Below are 15,618 nucleotides of genomic sequence, written 5' to 3' on the forward strand. Positions count from 1 at the left end.
GGCGGGTCGGGGCCGCCTCCGCGGCGATCTCCCACCGGTTGCCCAGCCGGATCAGCTCGGCCTCCGAACTCGCCGCGCGCAGCCGGGCGGTCAGCGCCGACACCGCCTCGACGTGCCGGTGGAGTCGCTCGGCCACCTCCGCCAGTGCGGGATCGTCCGGCCCGTCCACCGCCTTCAGCGCGGTGAGCAGCGCGGCGTCGGCTGACAGTGACCGGTCGATCGAGTCGGCGGCGTCGGGCAGCGCGGCCCGGGTGGCGGGGAGAAGGTACTGCTCCTCGGCGGACAGGTGCCGCGACACCGCGGCGGTGAGCACGTCGATCACCTCCCGCCGCCGCTCGGCGCTCAGCTGCGGGTCGTCGACCTGGCCGGCCAGGCCGAGCAACTGCCGGTGCTCGGCGTCGGCGAGGTCGACGACGCCGCGACCGCCGGGCCGGTAGGCGTCGTCGGCGGCGGGTGGCAGCGGCGGCAGGGGGATGGACATCATGTCCTCCTCGACGGGCGCACGGGGCGTGGGGGACGGCCGGCGCGACGGGCGGTGCGGGGACGCCAGCGCGGTACCCGTACCCGGGGATCGGGAAACCCCGGTACCGGCGGCCCGGCCGGGCCCGGGGCCGGCCGGCTGGTAGAAAGAGGCGATGACGAGCGACGCCGCCCCCGCCCTCCCCGAGCCCACCGACGAGGTCGTGGAACTCTGCCGTGACCTGCTGCGCATCGACACCACCAACACGGGGGACAACGCCACCAGCGTGGGTGAGCGCCGCGCGGCCGAGTACGTCGCGCAGCGGCTCGCCGAGGTCGGCGTCGACGCCGAGATCCACGAGTCGGCGCCGGGGCGCGCGAACGTGGTGGCCCGGATCGCCGGCACCGACCCGGGCCGCGACGCCCTGCTGGTGCACGGGCACCTCGACGTGGTCCCCGCCGACGCCGACGAGTGGTCGGTGCACCCGTTCTCGGGGGAACTCCGCGACGGCTACCTGTGGGGCCGGGGCGCGATCGACATGAAGGACTTCGACGCGATGGTGCTGGCCGTGGTGCGGCACTGGCAGCGCACCGGGGTCCGCCCGGCACGCGACATCGTGCTGGCCTACACCGCCGACGAGGAGGCGGGCAGCGACTACGGCGCGCACTTCCTGGTGCAGCGGCACCGGGGCCTGTTCGACGGCTGCACGGAGGCCGTCGGCGAGGTGGGCGGCTTCTCCTACTCGGTCAACGAGGCCACCCGGCTCTACCTCATCGAGACCGCCGAGAAGGGCATCGACTGGCTGCGGCTGCACGCCAGGGGCCGCCCCGGCCACGGCTCGTTCGTCCACGACGACAACGCCGTCACCGCCCTGGCCGAGGCGGTGGCCCGGATCGGGCGGCACCGCTTCCCGGTGACCGTCACCGCCACCGTCCGCGCCTTCCTCCAGGAGGTCTCCGAGGTTCTCGGCGTAGAACTGGACCCGGACGACCCGGAGACCGCGATCGCGAAGCTGGGGCCGATCGCCAACATCATCGGGGCGACGATCCGCAGCACCGCGAACCCGACCCGGCTGGCCGCCGGCTACAAGGACAACGTCATCCCCGGCCGGGCCACCGCCACCATCGACTGCCGCAGCCTGCCCGGTCAGTCGGAGCTGCTGGAGCGGCAGCTGCGCGAGCTGGTCGGCCCGGACATCGACATCGAGTACATCCAACGCCAGCCGGCCCTGGAGACCACCTTCGACGGCGACCTCGTGGCGGCGATGTCGGCGGCGCTGCGCGCCGAGGACCCGGGCGCCCGCCCGGTGCCCTACATGCTCTCCGGCGGCACCGACGCGAAGGCGTTCTCCCAGCTCGGCATCCGCTGCTTCGGGTTCGCCCCGTTGCGCCTGCCGGCCGACCTCAACTTCTCCGCCCTGTTCCACGGCATCGACGAGCGGGTTCCGGTGGACGGACTACAGTTCGGCGTGCGGGTTCTGGACCGGTTCCTGCGCGCCTGCTGACCCCGTCCGGTGTCGCAGCCTGCCCCATTGGCGAAGGGATCACCTCATGACCGACCAGCACGGTGAGCTGGACGCCGCTCTCGAGCGCGTGATCGACGCCGCCCGGGCCCACCTGGCGGCCGTGCGCGCGGCTCAGGGCCGCATCGACGACGACGACGTCTGGCAGGCGTACGTGGCGTTGAACAACGCCTCGTACGCCTACGACGAGCAACTACTCGACGCGTTCGGCGAGGTCACGCCCTGGGACGTGGAGGCGATCGACCCGGACGAGGCGGACGAACGGCTCGGCGGCGAAGGCGTCGAGGCCACCGACCCGCACCCGCAGGTGATCTCGGTGCGGCAGCGCCGCGACTACCGGGTGCCCAGCGTCTCGGCGCTGATCCGGGTGGCCGAGGCGGCCCGCCGCGAGGGCACCCCGGAGCCCGACGAGCCGGCGCCGGTCGAGGGGGTCGGCGAGGCCGTGCTGGAGCTGCTGCAGAGCGGTGACGGCTCGCTGAGCGCCCTGGACGTGCCGGAGCTGGAGCCGCTCGACGGGGTGGTGATGGTCAGCGAGGTCGGCACCCCGGTCGACCTGGAGTCGTTCGACGACGACGACCCGGTGGGCCCGTTCCAGCCGGCCGCCGACGACCGCCTGGTGGGGCGGCTCGACGAGCATCCGTATCTGGACGAGGACGAGCACGAGCACGCCGGGCACGCGCACTAGAGTCCGCCCGGGGGCCCGTCCGGTTCGGGCCCCCGGGCGGGCGCGATACGTCCCCCGGCGTGCCCCGTTCAGTACGACAGGCCCGGTTGTGGCTGGTTGACCCGGCGACGGCGCAGCACGACCTGCCGTGTCCCGTCCCGGAACAGCCGCACCCGGGCCAACTCCCACCCGGAGAACTCCGCCTGGATCGCCAGCTGCACCGTGGCGGTCACCCGGTCGACGTTCGGCGGCAACCTCAGCGGTGCGTATTCGTAGTCCATGTGCCCTATGCTGCCCAGCCCAGGGCCCGTCCGCCACCCTTCCCGCGCCGCCGGGCCCATGTCCGGCCCGAGCGGGGCCGCCCGTTGCTGATCAGTCCTCCCCGACCTCCGGCGTGGCCTCCTCGCCGGCGTCGAGGTCGTTGGCCGCCAGCAGCGCGGCCAGGGCCGGCGCGGTCAGCGTCAGCCCGTGCGGGGCACCCGGGTCGACGGCGAGCCCCCACGCCGGGTCCGGCCAGGCGGCCAGCAGTTCGGCCGCCGGCACCGCGAGGAACGGCACCCCGACGCCGGCGAAGGCGGTGAGCGCCTCGGCCGTGGTGAAGACCGGCAGCAGCGGGGCCCGGTCGGCGTCGCGGACGACCACCCAGGGGAGCTCCCGGTCCGGCGACGGCTCGCCGGCCAGCGGCACGCACACCGCGCCGGCGGCGAACGCCCCGAGGTAGCCCGGGAGGTCGTGGTCGGCCGCGGCTCGGGCGAGCAGGTCACCGACGCGGGGCCCGGCAGCCGCGGCGGAAACCGACGGTTCGGCCCCACGGTGCCGGCCCGGGCCGGCGTCCGGCGGGTCGGTGCCCGCCGGCACCGGTGGACTCCCGGCGCCCGGCGTGGCGTCCGGCGGGCCGGTGCGCGGCGGCGCGGCGCCGTCGGTGGGTACGCCGCCGCCCGGGGGAGTGCGGGGAGCCGGGGAGAGCCCGCTGGTCGGGGTCAGTACCTGGCAGGCGAGCCCGGCGGGGTCGGCGGTCAGCACCGCCCTGGCGGTGTCCGACGCGAAGTCGCCCCACCAGCGCAGCGCCTCGGCGGTGCGGGGTGTCTCGTACCACCAACCGTCGCCGTCGGCGGCGGGTCGCCAACCCAGCTCGGCCAGTCGGGGCGCGTCATAGGCCGGGCAGCGGCCGGAGACGGTGTCCCGCCGGACCGCCAGCCGCAGCCGGCGCGGCCCGGCGGTCAGCTCCACGTCGGTGTCCTGCCGGCAGGCCGCCAGGGTGTGGTGCAGCCGGGCGGCGACCTGCGGCCAAGCCGCGCCGGTCATGCCGGCGGTCGCGGCAGCCGCGCCTCCAGGCTCTCCAGCCGGGCGGCGGCCTCGTCGAGGCGGCCCAGGGCGGCAAAGTCCCCCGGGCGGCCGAACAGCTCGGTCAGGCCACTGCTCAGGTCCGCCGTCAGGCCGTCGGTGCGTTCGGCGAGCCGCTCGCCGGCCGCCGAGCGGGCCCGCCGGTACGCCTGCAGCACCATCGCCGCCAGCTCGGCGGTGCCGTACCGCAGCGCCGTCGGCTGGAAGGTCAGCTCAATCAGTTCCCCCGCGGCGTCGACCGTGGCCGACACCAGCCCGGTCTCGTCGGCACCCGTGCCGGCCAGCTCGTCCAGATCGGCCTGCACCCCGGTGAACCGGCGTTCGATGTCGGCGAGCCGGCCGGCCAGCGCGTCCAGCCCGGACAGCGGATCCGTCATGCGTTCGTCCTCCCCCTGTGCCGCCTCGGCCGGGGTGGCGGCCGGGGCCGGGGAATCGTATCGTCGTCCCGCGTCGGATGCGGGGGAGGAACGACGGTGGCACCGGACATCGAGGTGGACGTGGCGGCGGTGAAGCGGTTGCAGGCGGCCGCCTCCGGGGTGGCGACGGCGATGGGGGCGTTGGAGGCCCGGGTGGTCGCGGCCGGCGACCTGCCCGACAGCACGTTCGGGCACCTGCCCTTCGTCAGCGACATGCTGCGCGCCGCGTACGCCGAGCAGGTCTCCGACGGCACGGCGCTGTTCCGGGCCGGCCAGGACGCCCTCGCCCGGGTCGGTGACGCGCTCTCGTCCACGGTGGACAACTACGAGCGCAACGAGCAGGGCATCGAGTCCGGCTTCCGGGCCGTGCACGAGCGGATGGGCCGGTGAGCGGGCCGGCCGGCAGCGCCGTCGAGCTGTGGAACGGCATCGACAACGCGTTGTCCGGGGTGGAGGACGTCGTCGACAGCGTCTGCCGCACCCTGGCCTGGCCGCTGATCCAGCTCGTCGACATGGTCGACGGCGAGCCGGAGGCACTGCGGGCCCGGGCCGCCGACTGGGACGTACTCGCCGGGCAGGTTCGCGAGCTGGCGTTGGGGCACCGCGCGGTCCGCGAGGCCGAGCAGCCCGGCTGGCAGTCCGCCGCCGGTGACGCGTACGGCCGGCGGCTGGCAGAGGTCGAGCAGCAACTGCTGGACGTGGCGGGGCAGTTCACCGCCACCGCCGAGTACCTGCGCAGTGTCGCCGACGGCCTCAAGACCGTGCACGACGTGCTGGTCGACCTCTGCGTCGAGTTCGTCAACTGGATGCTGGTGACCCTGGTGACCGCGCTGGTGATGGCGCCGTTCACGGCGGGCGCCTCCTGGGCCGCCGGGCTGGCGGTGACCGTGACCCGGGGCCTGATCGTGGTCACCCGGGCGCTGAAGGTGATCCGTCCGCTCGCCGCCCACCTGCAGAAGGTCATCCGGCTGCTCCAGCGGGTCATGCTCTACCTGCGCAAGCTCCGCAACCACCTGGACAAGCTGGTCGACAAGCAGCGGGCCCTGCGGAGGGGGCAGAAGTCCATCGACAAGCGCCGCGCCGCCGGCAAGGCCGACAAGTGGCACCACAAGCTGACCGACCCGGCGAAGGGGCACTTCAAGCTCGGCAAGAGCGGGTCGCCGTTCGACATGGGCGCGCTGGAGCGGGCCGGCGCGCTGCGGGCGCACGGCCTGGCCGACGGCGGCCGGATGATCGCCCGGGACTGGGCCACCAACCTGCCGTGGAACGTGCCCAACTCGGTGGTGCACGGCGTGACCTGGGGCACCACCGCCGTGGTCACCGGCCTGTCCGTGCCGGGCGCGGACCAGGTGGGCGACCGGGTCGGCGACGCGGTGCGCGACGGCGCGGACTGGATCGACCAGAATGTCTTCGGTCAGCCGCCTGCCGCGCGGGAGCCGGCAGGCCGCTGATACGGAAGCGAGGGGGAGCGGCGTGGGCGGTGCCTGGGGACGGTTGGGGCGGTTCGGCGACGCGGTGCGCGACGGTGCCCGGGCCGCCCGGGACCGGGCCCGTGCCCTGCGCGACGAGTTCCGCACCTCCGACGAGCCGGAGCGGGCCCTGGTCGCGCCCCTGGTGACCGGCCAGGAGCTGCGCTACGTCGGTTTGGCGCCGGTGCGGGCCGACGAGACGCACCGGGCCGGCAGCCAGTTCGTCGACCACGTCGGAGCCGAGATGACCGACGCCCTGGATCCCCGGGTGCTGTTCGGGCTGCTGCACGTCGTCAACCCGGTGGCCTGGGTGGAGGCCGTCATGACGCCGGTGCGGCTCGCCGCCGGGGTGCTGCTGCTGCCCGGCCAGGCGGCCGCGCTGGCGGCGGGTGCCCCCGAGGCGGCGGCGCGTGAGGTCGACGCCGCGGCGTCGTCCGCCGCGTCGGCGCAGCCGTCCCGGCCGGTGCTGCCGCTCACCGACGAGCAGGAGGCGTTCCGGGCGCTGTTCCGGCTCAGCCGGCACCGGCCGCTCGCCGACCAGCTCGCCGAGATCGCCTACCGCCGGCGGTACGTCTTCAGCGGCGACCTCGCCACCCTCGCCGGCAGCCTGCTGCTGTTCCTGGAGCGCTACACCGGCACGCCGCTCGCGGTGACCGACACCCACCTGCACCTGCTGCGGATGGGGCGCCGACCCGACGAGGGCCGCCCCGACCGGCGCCAGCCGAGGCTGCTGTGGAGCGTCGAGCGGCAGCGGGTCGCCCGGATCGACTGCGACCACGGGACGATGCGGGTGGCGCAGTTCCCGATGACGATCCACTTCGACGACGGCTCGTGGATCCGGGTCGTCAACCCCACCCTCCGCGACGACCAGCAGCGTTTTCTCGCCGCCGTCGGCGAGATCCCGGGGCGGCGACCGCCGGTCGGCTGACGGGCGGCCGGCTCAGCCGTCCCGTTCCGGGTAGCCGACCGGCACGGCGGAGACGTCGTCCAGCGCGGTGGTGATCTCCTCCGGCAGGGTCATCCGCTCCACCTGCAGCGCGCCGAGCAGCTGCCCCACCGTCCGCGCGCCGAGGATCGGCGCGGTCACCCCGGGCCGGTCCCGGATCCAGGCCAGCGCCACCTCCAGCGGCGACACGCCCAGCCCGCCCGCCGCGATGGCGACCGCCTCGACGATGCTGGAGCAGCGCGGCTCCAGGTAGGTGGTGACGAACCGCTCGAAGTGCGCCGAGGCGGCCCGGGAGTCCGCCGGCCGCCCGTTGCGGTACTTGCCGGTCAGCACCCCCCGGCCCAGCGGTGACCAGGGCAGCACGCCCAGCCCGAGCGCCGCGCAGGCCGGCAGCACCTCCCGCTCCACGCCCCGCTCGAGCAGCGAGTACTCCACCTGCGCGACGACCACGGGGGCCCGTCCGGGCCAGGCGGCCTGCCAGGCCGCGGCCCGGGCGGTCTGCCAGCCGGAGAAGTTCGACACCCCGACGTAGCGGACCCGGCCGCTGGCCACCGCGTGGTCCAGCGCCGCCAGGGTCTCCTCCAGCGGGGTGTCCGGGTCGTACCCGTGCACCTGCCACAGGTCGACGTGGTCGGTGCCCAGGCGGCGCAGCGAGGCGTCCAGGGTGCGCAACAGGTGCCCGCGGGAGCCGTCGCGGCGTCGGCCACTGCCCGGGCGTAGCCCGGCCTTGGTGGCGATGAGCACCTCGTCGCGGGGGACCAGGGCGCCCAGCAGGGAGCCGAGCACCGACTCGGCGTCCCCGTCGGCGAACACGTCGGCGGTGTCGACCAGGTTGCCGCCCGCGTCGAGGTAGCTCTTCAGCTGGGCGGCCGCGTCGTCGGCGTCGGTGTCCCGACCCCAGGTCATGGTGCCGAGCGCGAGCCGGGAAACCGCCAGCCCGCTTCGGCCGAGCGGTCGCTGTTGCATGGGTGAACCTTATTTCGAACCCGCCGTCACGGATATCCTCGCTCCCGTCATGTCTGGCCACCGCGTCGGTGATCCGACCGTCGCCGGTCTCCGGGGCGGTCCGCGCCAGGTGGGCGGGTGGGTGAGCCGGTCGTCGGGGCCGCTGCCGGCATTGCGTACCCTGATGCGACCTTGTGGCGCGGATGGGGGAGGACCAGTGCGACTCGGGCTCAGCCTCGGATACCAGACGGCGTGGAGCACACCCGCCGACCACCTGGCGCTCGCCCAGGAAGCGGACCGGCTCGGCTACTCGGTGGTGTGGGCGGCGGAGGCGTACGGCTCCGACTCCCCGAGCATGTTGGCGTGGATGGCCGGCCAGACCGAGCGGATCGACGTGGGCAGCGCGGTGATGCAGATCCCGGCACGCACCCCGGCGATGACCGCGATGACCGCCGCCACCATCGACGCGCTCTCCGGCGGCCGGTTCCGGCTCGGCCTCGGCGTGTCCGGCCCGCAGGTCTCCGAGGGCTGGCACGGCGTACGGTTCGCCAAGCCGCTCGCCCGGACCCGGGAGTACGTCGACATCGTCAGGCTGGCGGTGGCCCGCAAGGAGGTCGCCTACGACGGCGAGCACTACACCCTCCCCCTGCCCGACGGGCCCGGCAAGGCGCTGCGGCTGGGTTTCCACCCGCCGCGCGAACACATCCCGGTCTACCTGGCCGCCGTGGGGCCGAAGAACCTCGAACTGGCCGGCGAGATCGCCGACGGCTGGCTGGCCGTCTTCTACGCCCCGGAGTTCGCCGATGAGCAGCTCGCCTCGGTGCGCGCCGGCCGGGCGAGGGCCGGCCGGGGACTGGCCGGTTTCGACGTCGTGCCGTCCGTGCCGGTGGTCGTCGGCGACGACATCGCCACCTGCGCCGAGCTGGTCCGCTGGTACGCGGCCCTCTACGTCGGCGGCATGGGCAGCCGGCAGCAGAACTTCTACAACCAGCTCGCCACCCGGATGGGTTACGGCGACGCCGCCCGCGAGGTGCAGGACCTCTACCTGGCCAAGCGGCAGCGTGACGCCGCCGCCGCGGTGCCGATGGAGTTCATCGACCGCACCTCGCTGCTCGGCCCCAAGGAGCGCATCGCCGAACGGATGCGGGAGTACGCCGAGGCCGGCGTGACCACCCTGTCGGTGACCCTCTTCGTGGCCGACCGGGACAGTGGGGTGCAGACCCTGCGGACCGTCGCGGAGGCCCTCGACCTGTCGGGGGTCGGCGAGTGACCTGGGTCGAGGCCATCGTCCTGGGCATCGTCCAGGGGCTCACGGAGTTCCTGCCGGTCAGCTCGTCGGGACACCTACGGATCACCTCCGCGATCTTCTTCGACCAGGACGCCGGTGCCTCGTTCACCGCGGTGACCCAGCTCGGCACCGAGGCGGCGGTGCTGATCTACTTCGCCAAGGACATCTGGCGGATCACCCGGACCTGGCTGCTCGGGCTGTGGGACCGCTCGGTGCGCTCCAGCCTCGACTACCGGATGGGCTGGTACGTCATCGTCGGCTCGATCCCGATCGGGCTGTTCGGGTTCCTGTTCAAGGACCAGATCCGGGAGACCGCCCGCAACCTGTGGGTGGTCTCGACCACCCTCATCGTGTTCGCCTTCGTGCTGGCCTTCGCCGAGTACTGGGGCCGGCAGACCCGGACCCTGGAGAACTTCCGGCTGCGCGACGGCGTCGTGATGGGTTTCGCGCAGGCGATGGCGCTGGTGCCCGGGGTGTCCCGGTCCGGCGGCACGCTCACCGCGGGGCTGCTGCTGAACCTCACCCGGGAGGCGGCGGCGCGGTACTCGTTCCTGCTGGCCATTCCGGCGGTCGTGATGTCGGGGATCTTCAGCGTCGGGGACGTGTTCCAGCCCGCCGCGCCGGGCACCTCGGTGCCGACCGTGGCGCAGATGGTCGTGGCCACGGTGATCGCCTTCGCCATCGGGTACGCGGCCATCGCCTGGCTGCTGCGTTACGTCGCCCACCACACCCTGTACGTGTTCGTCCTCTACCGGGTGGCACTCGGCACGCTGGTGCTGGCGCTGCTGCTCACCGGCACGATCAGCGCCACCTGAGCCGCCGCCGGGCTTCCCGGCCACGGCGGGGCCGCGATCGGCGCGGCCTTCGGCGCCACCCGGTGCCGGGGGCCGCCGCCCGGTGCGGCAGCCCCTAGGGTGGAGCCGTGGCGACCCTTCTGCTTCTGCGACACGGCCGGACGACGGCGAACGCCGACGGCGGGCTGGCCGGCCGCCAGCCGGTCGAGCTGGACGACACCGGCCGCGCCCAGGCCAGCGCCGTCGGCGAGCGGCTGCGTGGCCTGCCGCTGGCGGCGGTGGTGACCAGCCCGCTGATCCGTTGCCGGCAGACCCTGGAGCTGGCGCTGCCGCAGGTCACGCCGGTGGTGGAGGAGGAGCTGACCGAGTGCGGCTACGGCACCTGGGAGGGGCAGCCGCTGAAGCGGCTCGCCAAGGATCCGCTCTGGCCGGTGGTCCAGCAGCATCCCAGCGCCGCGGTCTTCCCGCAGGGGGAGTCGATGGCGGCGATGGCCGCCCGGGCGGTGACCGCGGTACGCGGCTGGGATGCCCGGGTCACCGCCGAGCACGGTCCCGAGGCGGTGTGGCTGGCGTGCAGCCACGGCGATGTGATCAAGGCCATCGTGGCGGACGCCCTCGGCGTACACCTGGATCTCTTCCAGCGCATCGTCGCGGACCCGGCGTCGGTCACCGCGATCCGTTACACCCCGCTGCGCCCCTTCCTGGTCCGGCTCAACGACACCGGCGGCGACCTGGCCCCGCTGGTGCCGCCGCCGGGTAGGCGGCGCCGGCGGGCGAGGCGGCCGGTCGACTCCGACGCGGCGGTGGGCGGCGGCCCGGGAGGGGCCGGCTGAGGCGTCCCGACGGCAGGTACGTCTCCCGCTGTTCGCCCTCGGCGGATTCCGCGTCGGTGCGGTGCGCGCCCCTTCCGCGCTCCGGATAGGGTCGTGGGTATGACCCACCAGGTGCACGCCTTCGAGCCGCCGGAGCGGTTCGTCGCCGGGACCGTCGGGCCGCCGGGGGAGCGCACGTTCTTCCTCCAGGCGCGCGGCGGAGGCCGGCTGGTCAGCGTCGCGCTGGAGAAGGTGCAGGTGTCGTTGCTGGCCGAGAAGCTGGAGGAGCTGCTCGCCGAGGCGCAGCGCCGCTTCGGCGTCGAGCTGCCCGAGGCGCCGGCCGTGCTCGACGACAACGACCCGCTGGACACCCCGGTCGACGAGGAGTTCCGCGTGGGCACCCTCGGCCTGGCCTTCGACGTCGACACCGCCACGGTGGTGATCGAGGCGATCGCCGCCGGCGAGACGGAGGTCGAGGTTGAGCTCGGCGACGACGCCGACGACGAGGTCGAGGTCGAGGAGGACGTGGAGCCGGACGACGACCTCGACCGACTCCGGGTGCGGCTGACGCCCCAGGCGACCCGTGAGTTCATCGAGCGGGCCCGCCGGGTGGTCAACGCCGGCCGTCCGCCCTGCCCGCTCTGCGGCCAGCCGCTCGACCCGGCCGGTCACCTCTGTCCGCGGCACAACGGCTACCACCGGTGACCTCCTCGGAGTTGCAGCCCCGCCAGGACGGCAGCGCCGCGCTCCGGTTGCTGCGCGACGGCGACCTCGACATCCAGGGGCGGCTGGTCGACGCGTCCAACGCCACCCTGCGCGGCGTCCTCACCCTCGACGGGCAGACCGCCCGCTGCGTCTACAAGCCGGTGCGTGGGGAACGCCCGCTGTGGGACTTCCCCGACGGCACCCTGGCCGGCCGGGAGGTCTCCGCGTACCTGGTCTCCCGCGCCACCGGCTGGGATCTGGTGCCGCCGACGGTGCTGCGGGACGGTCCGTTCGGCCCCGGCTCCTGCCAGCTGTGGATCGACGAGCCGGAGGACGTGGCGCCGCTGGTCGGGTTCGTACCCGCCGGGGCGGTGCCGCCGCGCTGGTTTCCGATCGCCGCCGCCCGTGACGACGACGGCGCCGCGTACGCCCTGGCCCACGCCGACGATCCGCGACTGGCCCGGCTGGCGGTGCTGGACGCGGTGCTCAACAACGCCGACCGCAAGGGCGGGCACGTGCTGGTCGGGCCGGACGACCGGCTCTACGGCGTCGACCACGGCGTCTGCTTCCACGTGGAGGAGAAGCTGCGCACCGTCCTGTGGGGATGGGCGGGCCGGCGGTTGCCGCCGGACGCGGCGCGGATGCTCGACGCGCTCGCCGGGCGGGTCGCCGGTGACCTGGGCGAGGAGTTGGCCGAGCACCTGACCGTCGGCGAGGTCGCCGAGCTGGCCGCGCGGATCGACCGGTTGCGGGAGAGCGGCCGTTACCCGCAGCCGTCGCGGGACTGGCCGGCGGTGCCGTGGCCGCCCATCTGAGCGTGTCATGTTGATCACCCGTGGGGTGCCGTGCGGCGCGTCGACGGCTGGTTAGGCTGACGGTCATGGAGTCTTGGGCGGGACACGAGGTGCCACGGCTGCCGGGTGAGGGCGGTCCACTGAGCTTGTACGACTCGGCCCGGCGCGGTGTCCACCCCAGCCAACCGGACGGCACCGCGACGATGTACGTCTGCGGCATCACCCCGTACGACGCCACCCATCTCGGCCACGCCGCCACCATGATCACCTTCGATCTGGTGCAGCGCATGTGGCGTGATGCCGGCCTGACCGTGCGGTACGTGCAGAACGTCACCGACATCGACGACCCGCTGCTGGAGCGGGCCGAGCGCGACGGCGAGGACTGGAAGGTCCTGGCGATGCGGGAGACGGCGCTGTTCCGGGAGGACATGGAGGCGCTGCGGATCATTCCGCCGGAGTACTACGTCGGCGCGGTGGAGTCGATCCCGGACATCGTCGACCGGGTCCAGGAGCTGCTCAAGGACGGCGCGGCGTACCGGCTCGACGACGGCACCGGCGACGTCTACTTCGACATCAGCGCGGCGCCCGCGTTCGGGTACGAGTCGAACCTGACCCGTGAGCAGATGCGGGAGATCTTCCCGGAGCGTGGCGGCGATCCGGACCGCGCCGGCAAGCGTGACCCGCTGGATCCGCTGCTGTGGCGCGGGGCCCGCGCCGGCGAGCCGTCCTGGCCGGGCGGCGAGTTGGGCGTCGGCCGGCCCGGCTGGCACATCGAGTGCACGGTGATCGCGTTGAACCTGCTCGGGGACCGGATCGACGTCCAGGGCGGCGGCAACGACCTGCTCTTCCCGCACCACGAGTGTTCGGCCGCGCACGCCGAGCGGCTCACCGGTGAGGCGCCGTTCGCCCGCCACTACGTGCACGCCGGCATGATCGGCCTGGACGGCGAGAAGATGTCGAAGTCCAAGGGCAACCTGGTCTTCGTCTCCCGGTTGCGGGCCGACCGGGTGGACCCGATGGCCGTCCGGCTCGGGCTGATGGCCGGCCACTACCGCGCCGACCGCGCCTGGACCGACGACCTGCTCGCCGTCGCGGCGCAGCGCCTGGCCCGCTGGCGGCAGGCCGCCGCCGCGCCCGCCGGGCCGTCCGGGGAGGCGTTCCTGGCCGGGGTGCGCGCCCGGCTCGCCGACGACCTCGACACCCCGGGCGCCCTGGCCCTGGCCGACGGGTGGGCCGACGGGGCCCTCGCCGGCGTAAGCGACGACGCGGCGGCGCCCGCCCTCTTCCGTGCGACGGTGGACGCCCTGCTCGGCATCCGCCTCTGACCCGCCCTGACACGCCTCTGACCCGCCCTGACCGGCTCCGCTGTGCCCGAGCGTGGGTGTCCTGGTCCGGGGACACCCCCGATCGCCGCGGACGAAGTCGACCAGGCTAGGAGCCGGAGCCGGGCTCGCGGCGGGCCGTAGGTCAGCCGAGGACGAGGCCGGGGTCGGGGTCGGGGTCCGGTGCCGGCGCGGGGACGCGGTACTCCTCGGTGAGGGTGGTCATCGGGCCGGGCCAGGTGGCCTGGGCGACCTCGATCGGCCTGCGGTTGCCGTCGTAGGCGACGTGCAGCAGGTGCAGCACCGGGGTGTCGGGACGGATCTGGAGGGTCTCGGCCTCCTCCCGGCTCGGCTGCCGCGCGCTGATGGTGTCGGTGGCCGAGACGTACCGGCGGCCGGTGGCCTCCTCGGCCTCCTGGTAGAGCGGGCGACCGAACGCCTCGGCCCGTTCCAGCGAGGTGCCGGCGGTGTCCTTCGGCAGGAACCAGGAGGCGCCGACCTCCACCGGCGAGTCGTCGGTGCGGACCAGGTGCCGGCGGCAGAGCAGGTCGGTCCCGTCGGGCACGCCGAACGCGTCGGCCACCTCCGGCGGGGCCGGCGCGTGTCCGACCGACACGAGCTGCTGCCGGTACCGGGCGGCCAGGTCGGTGTGGTAACCGCGGAAGCCGCCGTACCGGCCCCGGGACAGCCGGTTCAGCCGGCGCCGGGTGCCCCGGACGTACGTGCCCGAGCCGGGTTTGGTGATCAGGATGCCCTCCACGCGCAGCTGGTCGACGGCGCGTTGGACGGTCTGCTTCGCCACGCCGAACATCTCGGCGATGGCCGGGATCGACGGCAGCCGCTCGCCCGGCCCCCAGTCGCCGCGGCGTACCTGGGCCTTGAGCTGCGCGGCGATCTGCCGGTGCGGGAACTCGGCGGCCCCCGGGTTGATCTGCACACCCGCCTCCTCACAACAGCTAGGTTCCTAGGATGCCCTAGGGGTGGTGACGCCGCCACCCCGGACACGCAAAGACCGGGCCTCGGACGGCGATCCGTCGGAGGCCCGGTGACGAGGGGAGGGGTTACCAGGAGCCGGCGGTCGGGCCGGCCGAACCACCCCGGCGACGCAGGTACTTCTCGAACTCCTGGGCGATCTCGTCGCCGGTCAGCGGGGTGATGCCGGCGTCGCCGACGCGTTCCTCCAGCTCGCGGACGTACTCACCGAGCTCGGCGTCCTGCTCGGCGGCCCCGCGTACCCGCTGCTCCCACTCGGCGGCCTCCTCCGCCAGGTCCGTCATCGGCACCGGCAGGTCGAGCACCTCCTCGACCCGGTGCAGCAGGGCGAGAGTGGCCTTCGGGCAGGGCGGGTTGTTGGCGTAGTGCGGCACGTGCACCCAGAAGGAGACCGCGTCCACCTCGGCTCGGGTGCACGCGTCGTGCAGCACCCCGACGATGCCGGTCGGCCCGTCGTAGCGGGTGGGGGTGAGCTGGTAGCGCTGCGCGGCCTCGGCGTCGGAGGCGCTGCCGCTGATCGGCAGCGGACGGGTGTACGGCACGTCGGCCAGCAGCGCGCCGAGCAGCACCACCCGCTCCACCTCCAGGCTGTGGCAGATCTCCAGCACCTGTTCGCAGAAGGTGCGCCAGCGCATGCTCGGCTCGATGCCGCGGATCAGCACCACGTCCCGCTCGGTACCCTCGGGGCTGGCCACCATGAACCGGGTGGTGGGCCACTCGATCCGGCGGGTCTCGCCGTCGGCCATGCTGATGGTCGGTCGGCTGACCTGGAAGTCGTAGAAGTCCTCCGGGTCCAGCTCGGTGACCGGGCGGGCCTGCCAGACCTGCTCCAGGTGTTCCACGGCGGCGGTGGAGGCGTCCGCGGCGTCGTTCCATCCCTCGAAGGCGGCGATCGCCACCGGGGACCGCAGCACCGGCAGCCCGTCGAACTCGGTCACGCCGTCACCTCGCCCTGCTCGTCGGGGCCGGCGGCGGGCCGACGCCCGCTCGTCCGCCCGCCGTGCACGGTGGCGTCCCTGATGTCCTTCACGTCCGCCAGCCTACGTGGCAGGGCGGGGCGCGGCCCGTCGGCCGCGCCGGTCCGCCATCCCGCCGGCAGAGCAAACGGTACGAAACGGATGCCATGCTCCGCTGACACAATGTG

At 74.3% G+C, this 15,618-nt stretch carries 18 protein-coding genes; 11 read left to right on the forward strand and 7 right to left on the reverse strand.

Annotation, left to right across the window (positions count from 1 at the left end):
• Window positions 1–481, reverse strand: a 481-nt coding sequence (locus E1165_RS04325; protein WP_132387932.1) for a hemerythrin domain-containing protein, incomplete at its 3' end; no start/stop codon positions are given.
• A gap of 154 nt (window positions 482–635) precedes the next feature.
• On the opposite strand from E1165_RS04325, the gene E1165_RS04330 reads away from it, so the two are divergent.
• Together E1165_RS04330 and E1165_RS04335 are read left to right on the forward strand one after the other, a co-directional pair.
• Window positions 636–1,964: a M20/M25/M40 family metallo-hydrolase gene (locus tag E1165_RS04330; RefSeq protein WP_132387934.1), complete on the forward strand. Its 1,329-nt coding sequence runs from the start codon at window positions 636–638 to the stop codon at window positions 1,962–1,964.
• Between the two features lie 46 nt (window positions 1,965–2,010).
• A complete protein-coding gene (locus E1165_RS04335; protein WP_132387936.1) occupies window positions 2,011–2,667 on the forward strand; it encodes a hypothetical protein in 657 nt (218 codons plus the stop codon).
• A 68-nt stretch (window positions 2,668–2,735) separates the two neighbouring features.
• Here E1165_RS04335 and E1165_RS04340 read toward each other — a convergent pair whose 3' ends face one another.
• The 3 genes from E1165_RS04340 to E1165_RS04350 all read right to left on the reverse strand — a co-directional run bounded on the left by E1165_RS04340 (window position 2,736) and on the right by E1165_RS04350 (window position 4,367).
• Complete coding sequence (locus E1165_RS04340; protein WP_132387938.1) at window positions 2,736–2,927, reverse strand: DUF5703 family protein; 192 nt, start codon at window positions 2,925–2,927, stop codon at window positions 2,736–2,738.
• Between the two features lie 91 nt (window positions 2,928–3,018).
• Entirely contained in the window at window positions 3,019–3,951 is a 933-nt protein-coding gene (locus E1165_RS04345; RefSeq protein ID WP_132387940.1) for an SseB family protein, read from the reverse strand.
• Complete coding sequence (locus tag E1165_RS04350; protein ID WP_132387942.1) at window positions 3,948–4,367, reverse strand: YbaB/EbfC family nucleoid-associated protein; 420 nt, start codon at window positions 4,365–4,367, stop codon at window positions 3,948–3,950. Before E1165_RS04350 ends, E1165_RS04345 begins: the two co-directional genes overlap by 4 nt.
• Before the next feature lie 96 nt (window positions 4,368–4,463).
• On the opposite strand from E1165_RS04350, the gene E1165_RS04355 reads away from it, so the two are divergent.
• From E1165_RS04355 to E1165_RS04365, 3 genes are read left to right on the forward strand one after another with little or no spacing between them, the layout of a single operon-like run.
• Entirely contained in the window at window positions 4,464–4,796 is a 333-nt protein-coding gene (locus E1165_RS04355) for a hypothetical protein (RefSeq protein ID WP_132387944.1), read from the forward strand.
• Complete coding sequence (locus E1165_RS04360; protein ID WP_132387946.1) at window positions 4,793–5,857, forward strand: WXG100 family type VII secretion target; 1,065 nt, start codon at window positions 4,793–4,795, stop codon at window positions 5,855–5,857. The genes E1165_RS04355 and E1165_RS04360 overlap by 4 nt, the downstream gene beginning before the upstream one ends.
• Before the next feature lie 22 nt (window positions 5,858–5,879).
• Window positions 5,880–6,803, forward strand: coding sequence for a hypothetical protein (locus E1165_RS04365; protein ID WP_132387948.1), 924 nt, complete (start codon window positions 5,880–5,882; stop codon window positions 6,801–6,803).
• A gap of 12 nt (window positions 6,804–6,815) precedes the next feature.
• Here the strand turns inward: E1165_RS04365 and E1165_RS04370 are convergent, their stop codons facing one another.
• Entirely contained in the window at window positions 6,816–7,787 is a 972-nt protein-coding gene (locus E1165_RS04370; protein WP_132387950.1) for an aldo/keto reductase, read from the reverse strand.
• A 196-nt stretch (window positions 7,788–7,983) separates the two neighbouring features.
• Here E1165_RS04370 and E1165_RS04375 point away from each other — a divergent pair, with 196 nt between their 5' ends.
• The 6 genes from E1165_RS04375 to mshC all read left to right on the forward strand — a co-directional run bounded on the left by E1165_RS04375 (window position 7,984) and on the right by mshC (window position 13,484).
• The gene (locus E1165_RS04375) at window positions 7,984–9,036 is read left to right on the forward strand and encodes an LLM class F420-dependent oxidoreductase (protein WP_132387952.1); all 1,053 of its coding nucleotides are present in this window, start codon (window positions 7,984–7,986) and stop codon (window positions 9,034–9,036) included.
• The gene (locus E1165_RS04380; protein ID WP_132387954.1) at window positions 9,033–9,869 is read left to right on the forward strand and encodes an undecaprenyl-diphosphate phosphatase; all 837 of its coding nucleotides are present in this window, start codon (window positions 9,033–9,035) and stop codon (window positions 9,867–9,869) included. The genes E1165_RS04375 and E1165_RS04380 overlap by 4 nt, the downstream gene beginning before the upstream one ends.
• Window positions 9,870–9,976: 107 nt before the next feature.
• Complete coding sequence (locus E1165_RS04385) at window positions 9,977–10,681, forward strand: histidine phosphatase family protein (protein ID WP_132387956.1); 705 nt, start codon at window positions 9,977–9,979, stop codon at window positions 10,679–10,681.
• A gap of 99 nt (window positions 10,682–10,780) precedes the next feature.
• Entirely contained in the window at window positions 10,781–11,365 is a 585-nt protein-coding gene (locus E1165_RS04390; RefSeq protein WP_132387958.1) for a DUF3090 domain-containing protein, read from the forward strand.
• Window positions 11,362–12,180, forward strand: coding sequence for an SCO1664 family protein (locus tag E1165_RS04395; protein WP_132387960.1), 819 nt, complete (start codon window positions 11,362–11,364; stop codon window positions 12,178–12,180). The genes E1165_RS04390 and E1165_RS04395 overlap by 4 nt, the downstream gene beginning before the upstream one ends.
• 65 nt (window positions 12,181–12,245) lie before the next feature.
• The gene (gene mshC / locus E1165_RS04400; protein ID WP_132387962.1) at window positions 12,246–13,484 is read left to right on the forward strand and encodes a cysteine--1-D-myo-inosityl 2-amino-2-deoxy-alpha-D-glucopyranoside ligase; all 1,239 of its coding nucleotides are present in this window, start codon (window positions 12,246–12,248) and stop codon (window positions 13,482–13,484) included.
• A gap of 142 nt (window positions 13,485–13,626) precedes the next feature.
• Here the strand turns inward: mshC and E1165_RS04405 are convergent, their stop codons facing one another.
• Window positions 13,627–14,418 (reverse strand): GntR family transcriptional regulator, encoded by a 792-nt coding sequence (locus E1165_RS04405; protein WP_132387964.1) that lies wholly within the window; start codon window positions 14,416–14,418, stop codon window positions 13,627–13,629.
• Between the two features lie 124 nt (window positions 14,419–14,542).
• Window positions 14,543–15,412, reverse strand: a complete 870-nt coding sequence (locus tag E1165_RS04410; protein ID WP_132387966.1) for a PAC2 family protein — start codon at window positions 15,410–15,412, stop codon at window positions 14,543–14,545.
• Window positions 15,413–15,618: the final 206 nt, after the last annotated feature.

It is taken from the genome of Micromonospora sp. KC723, from assembly GCF_004348595.1.
Classification (GTDB): Bacteria; Actinomycetota; Actinomycetes; order Mycobacteriales; family Micromonosporaceae; genus Micromonospora.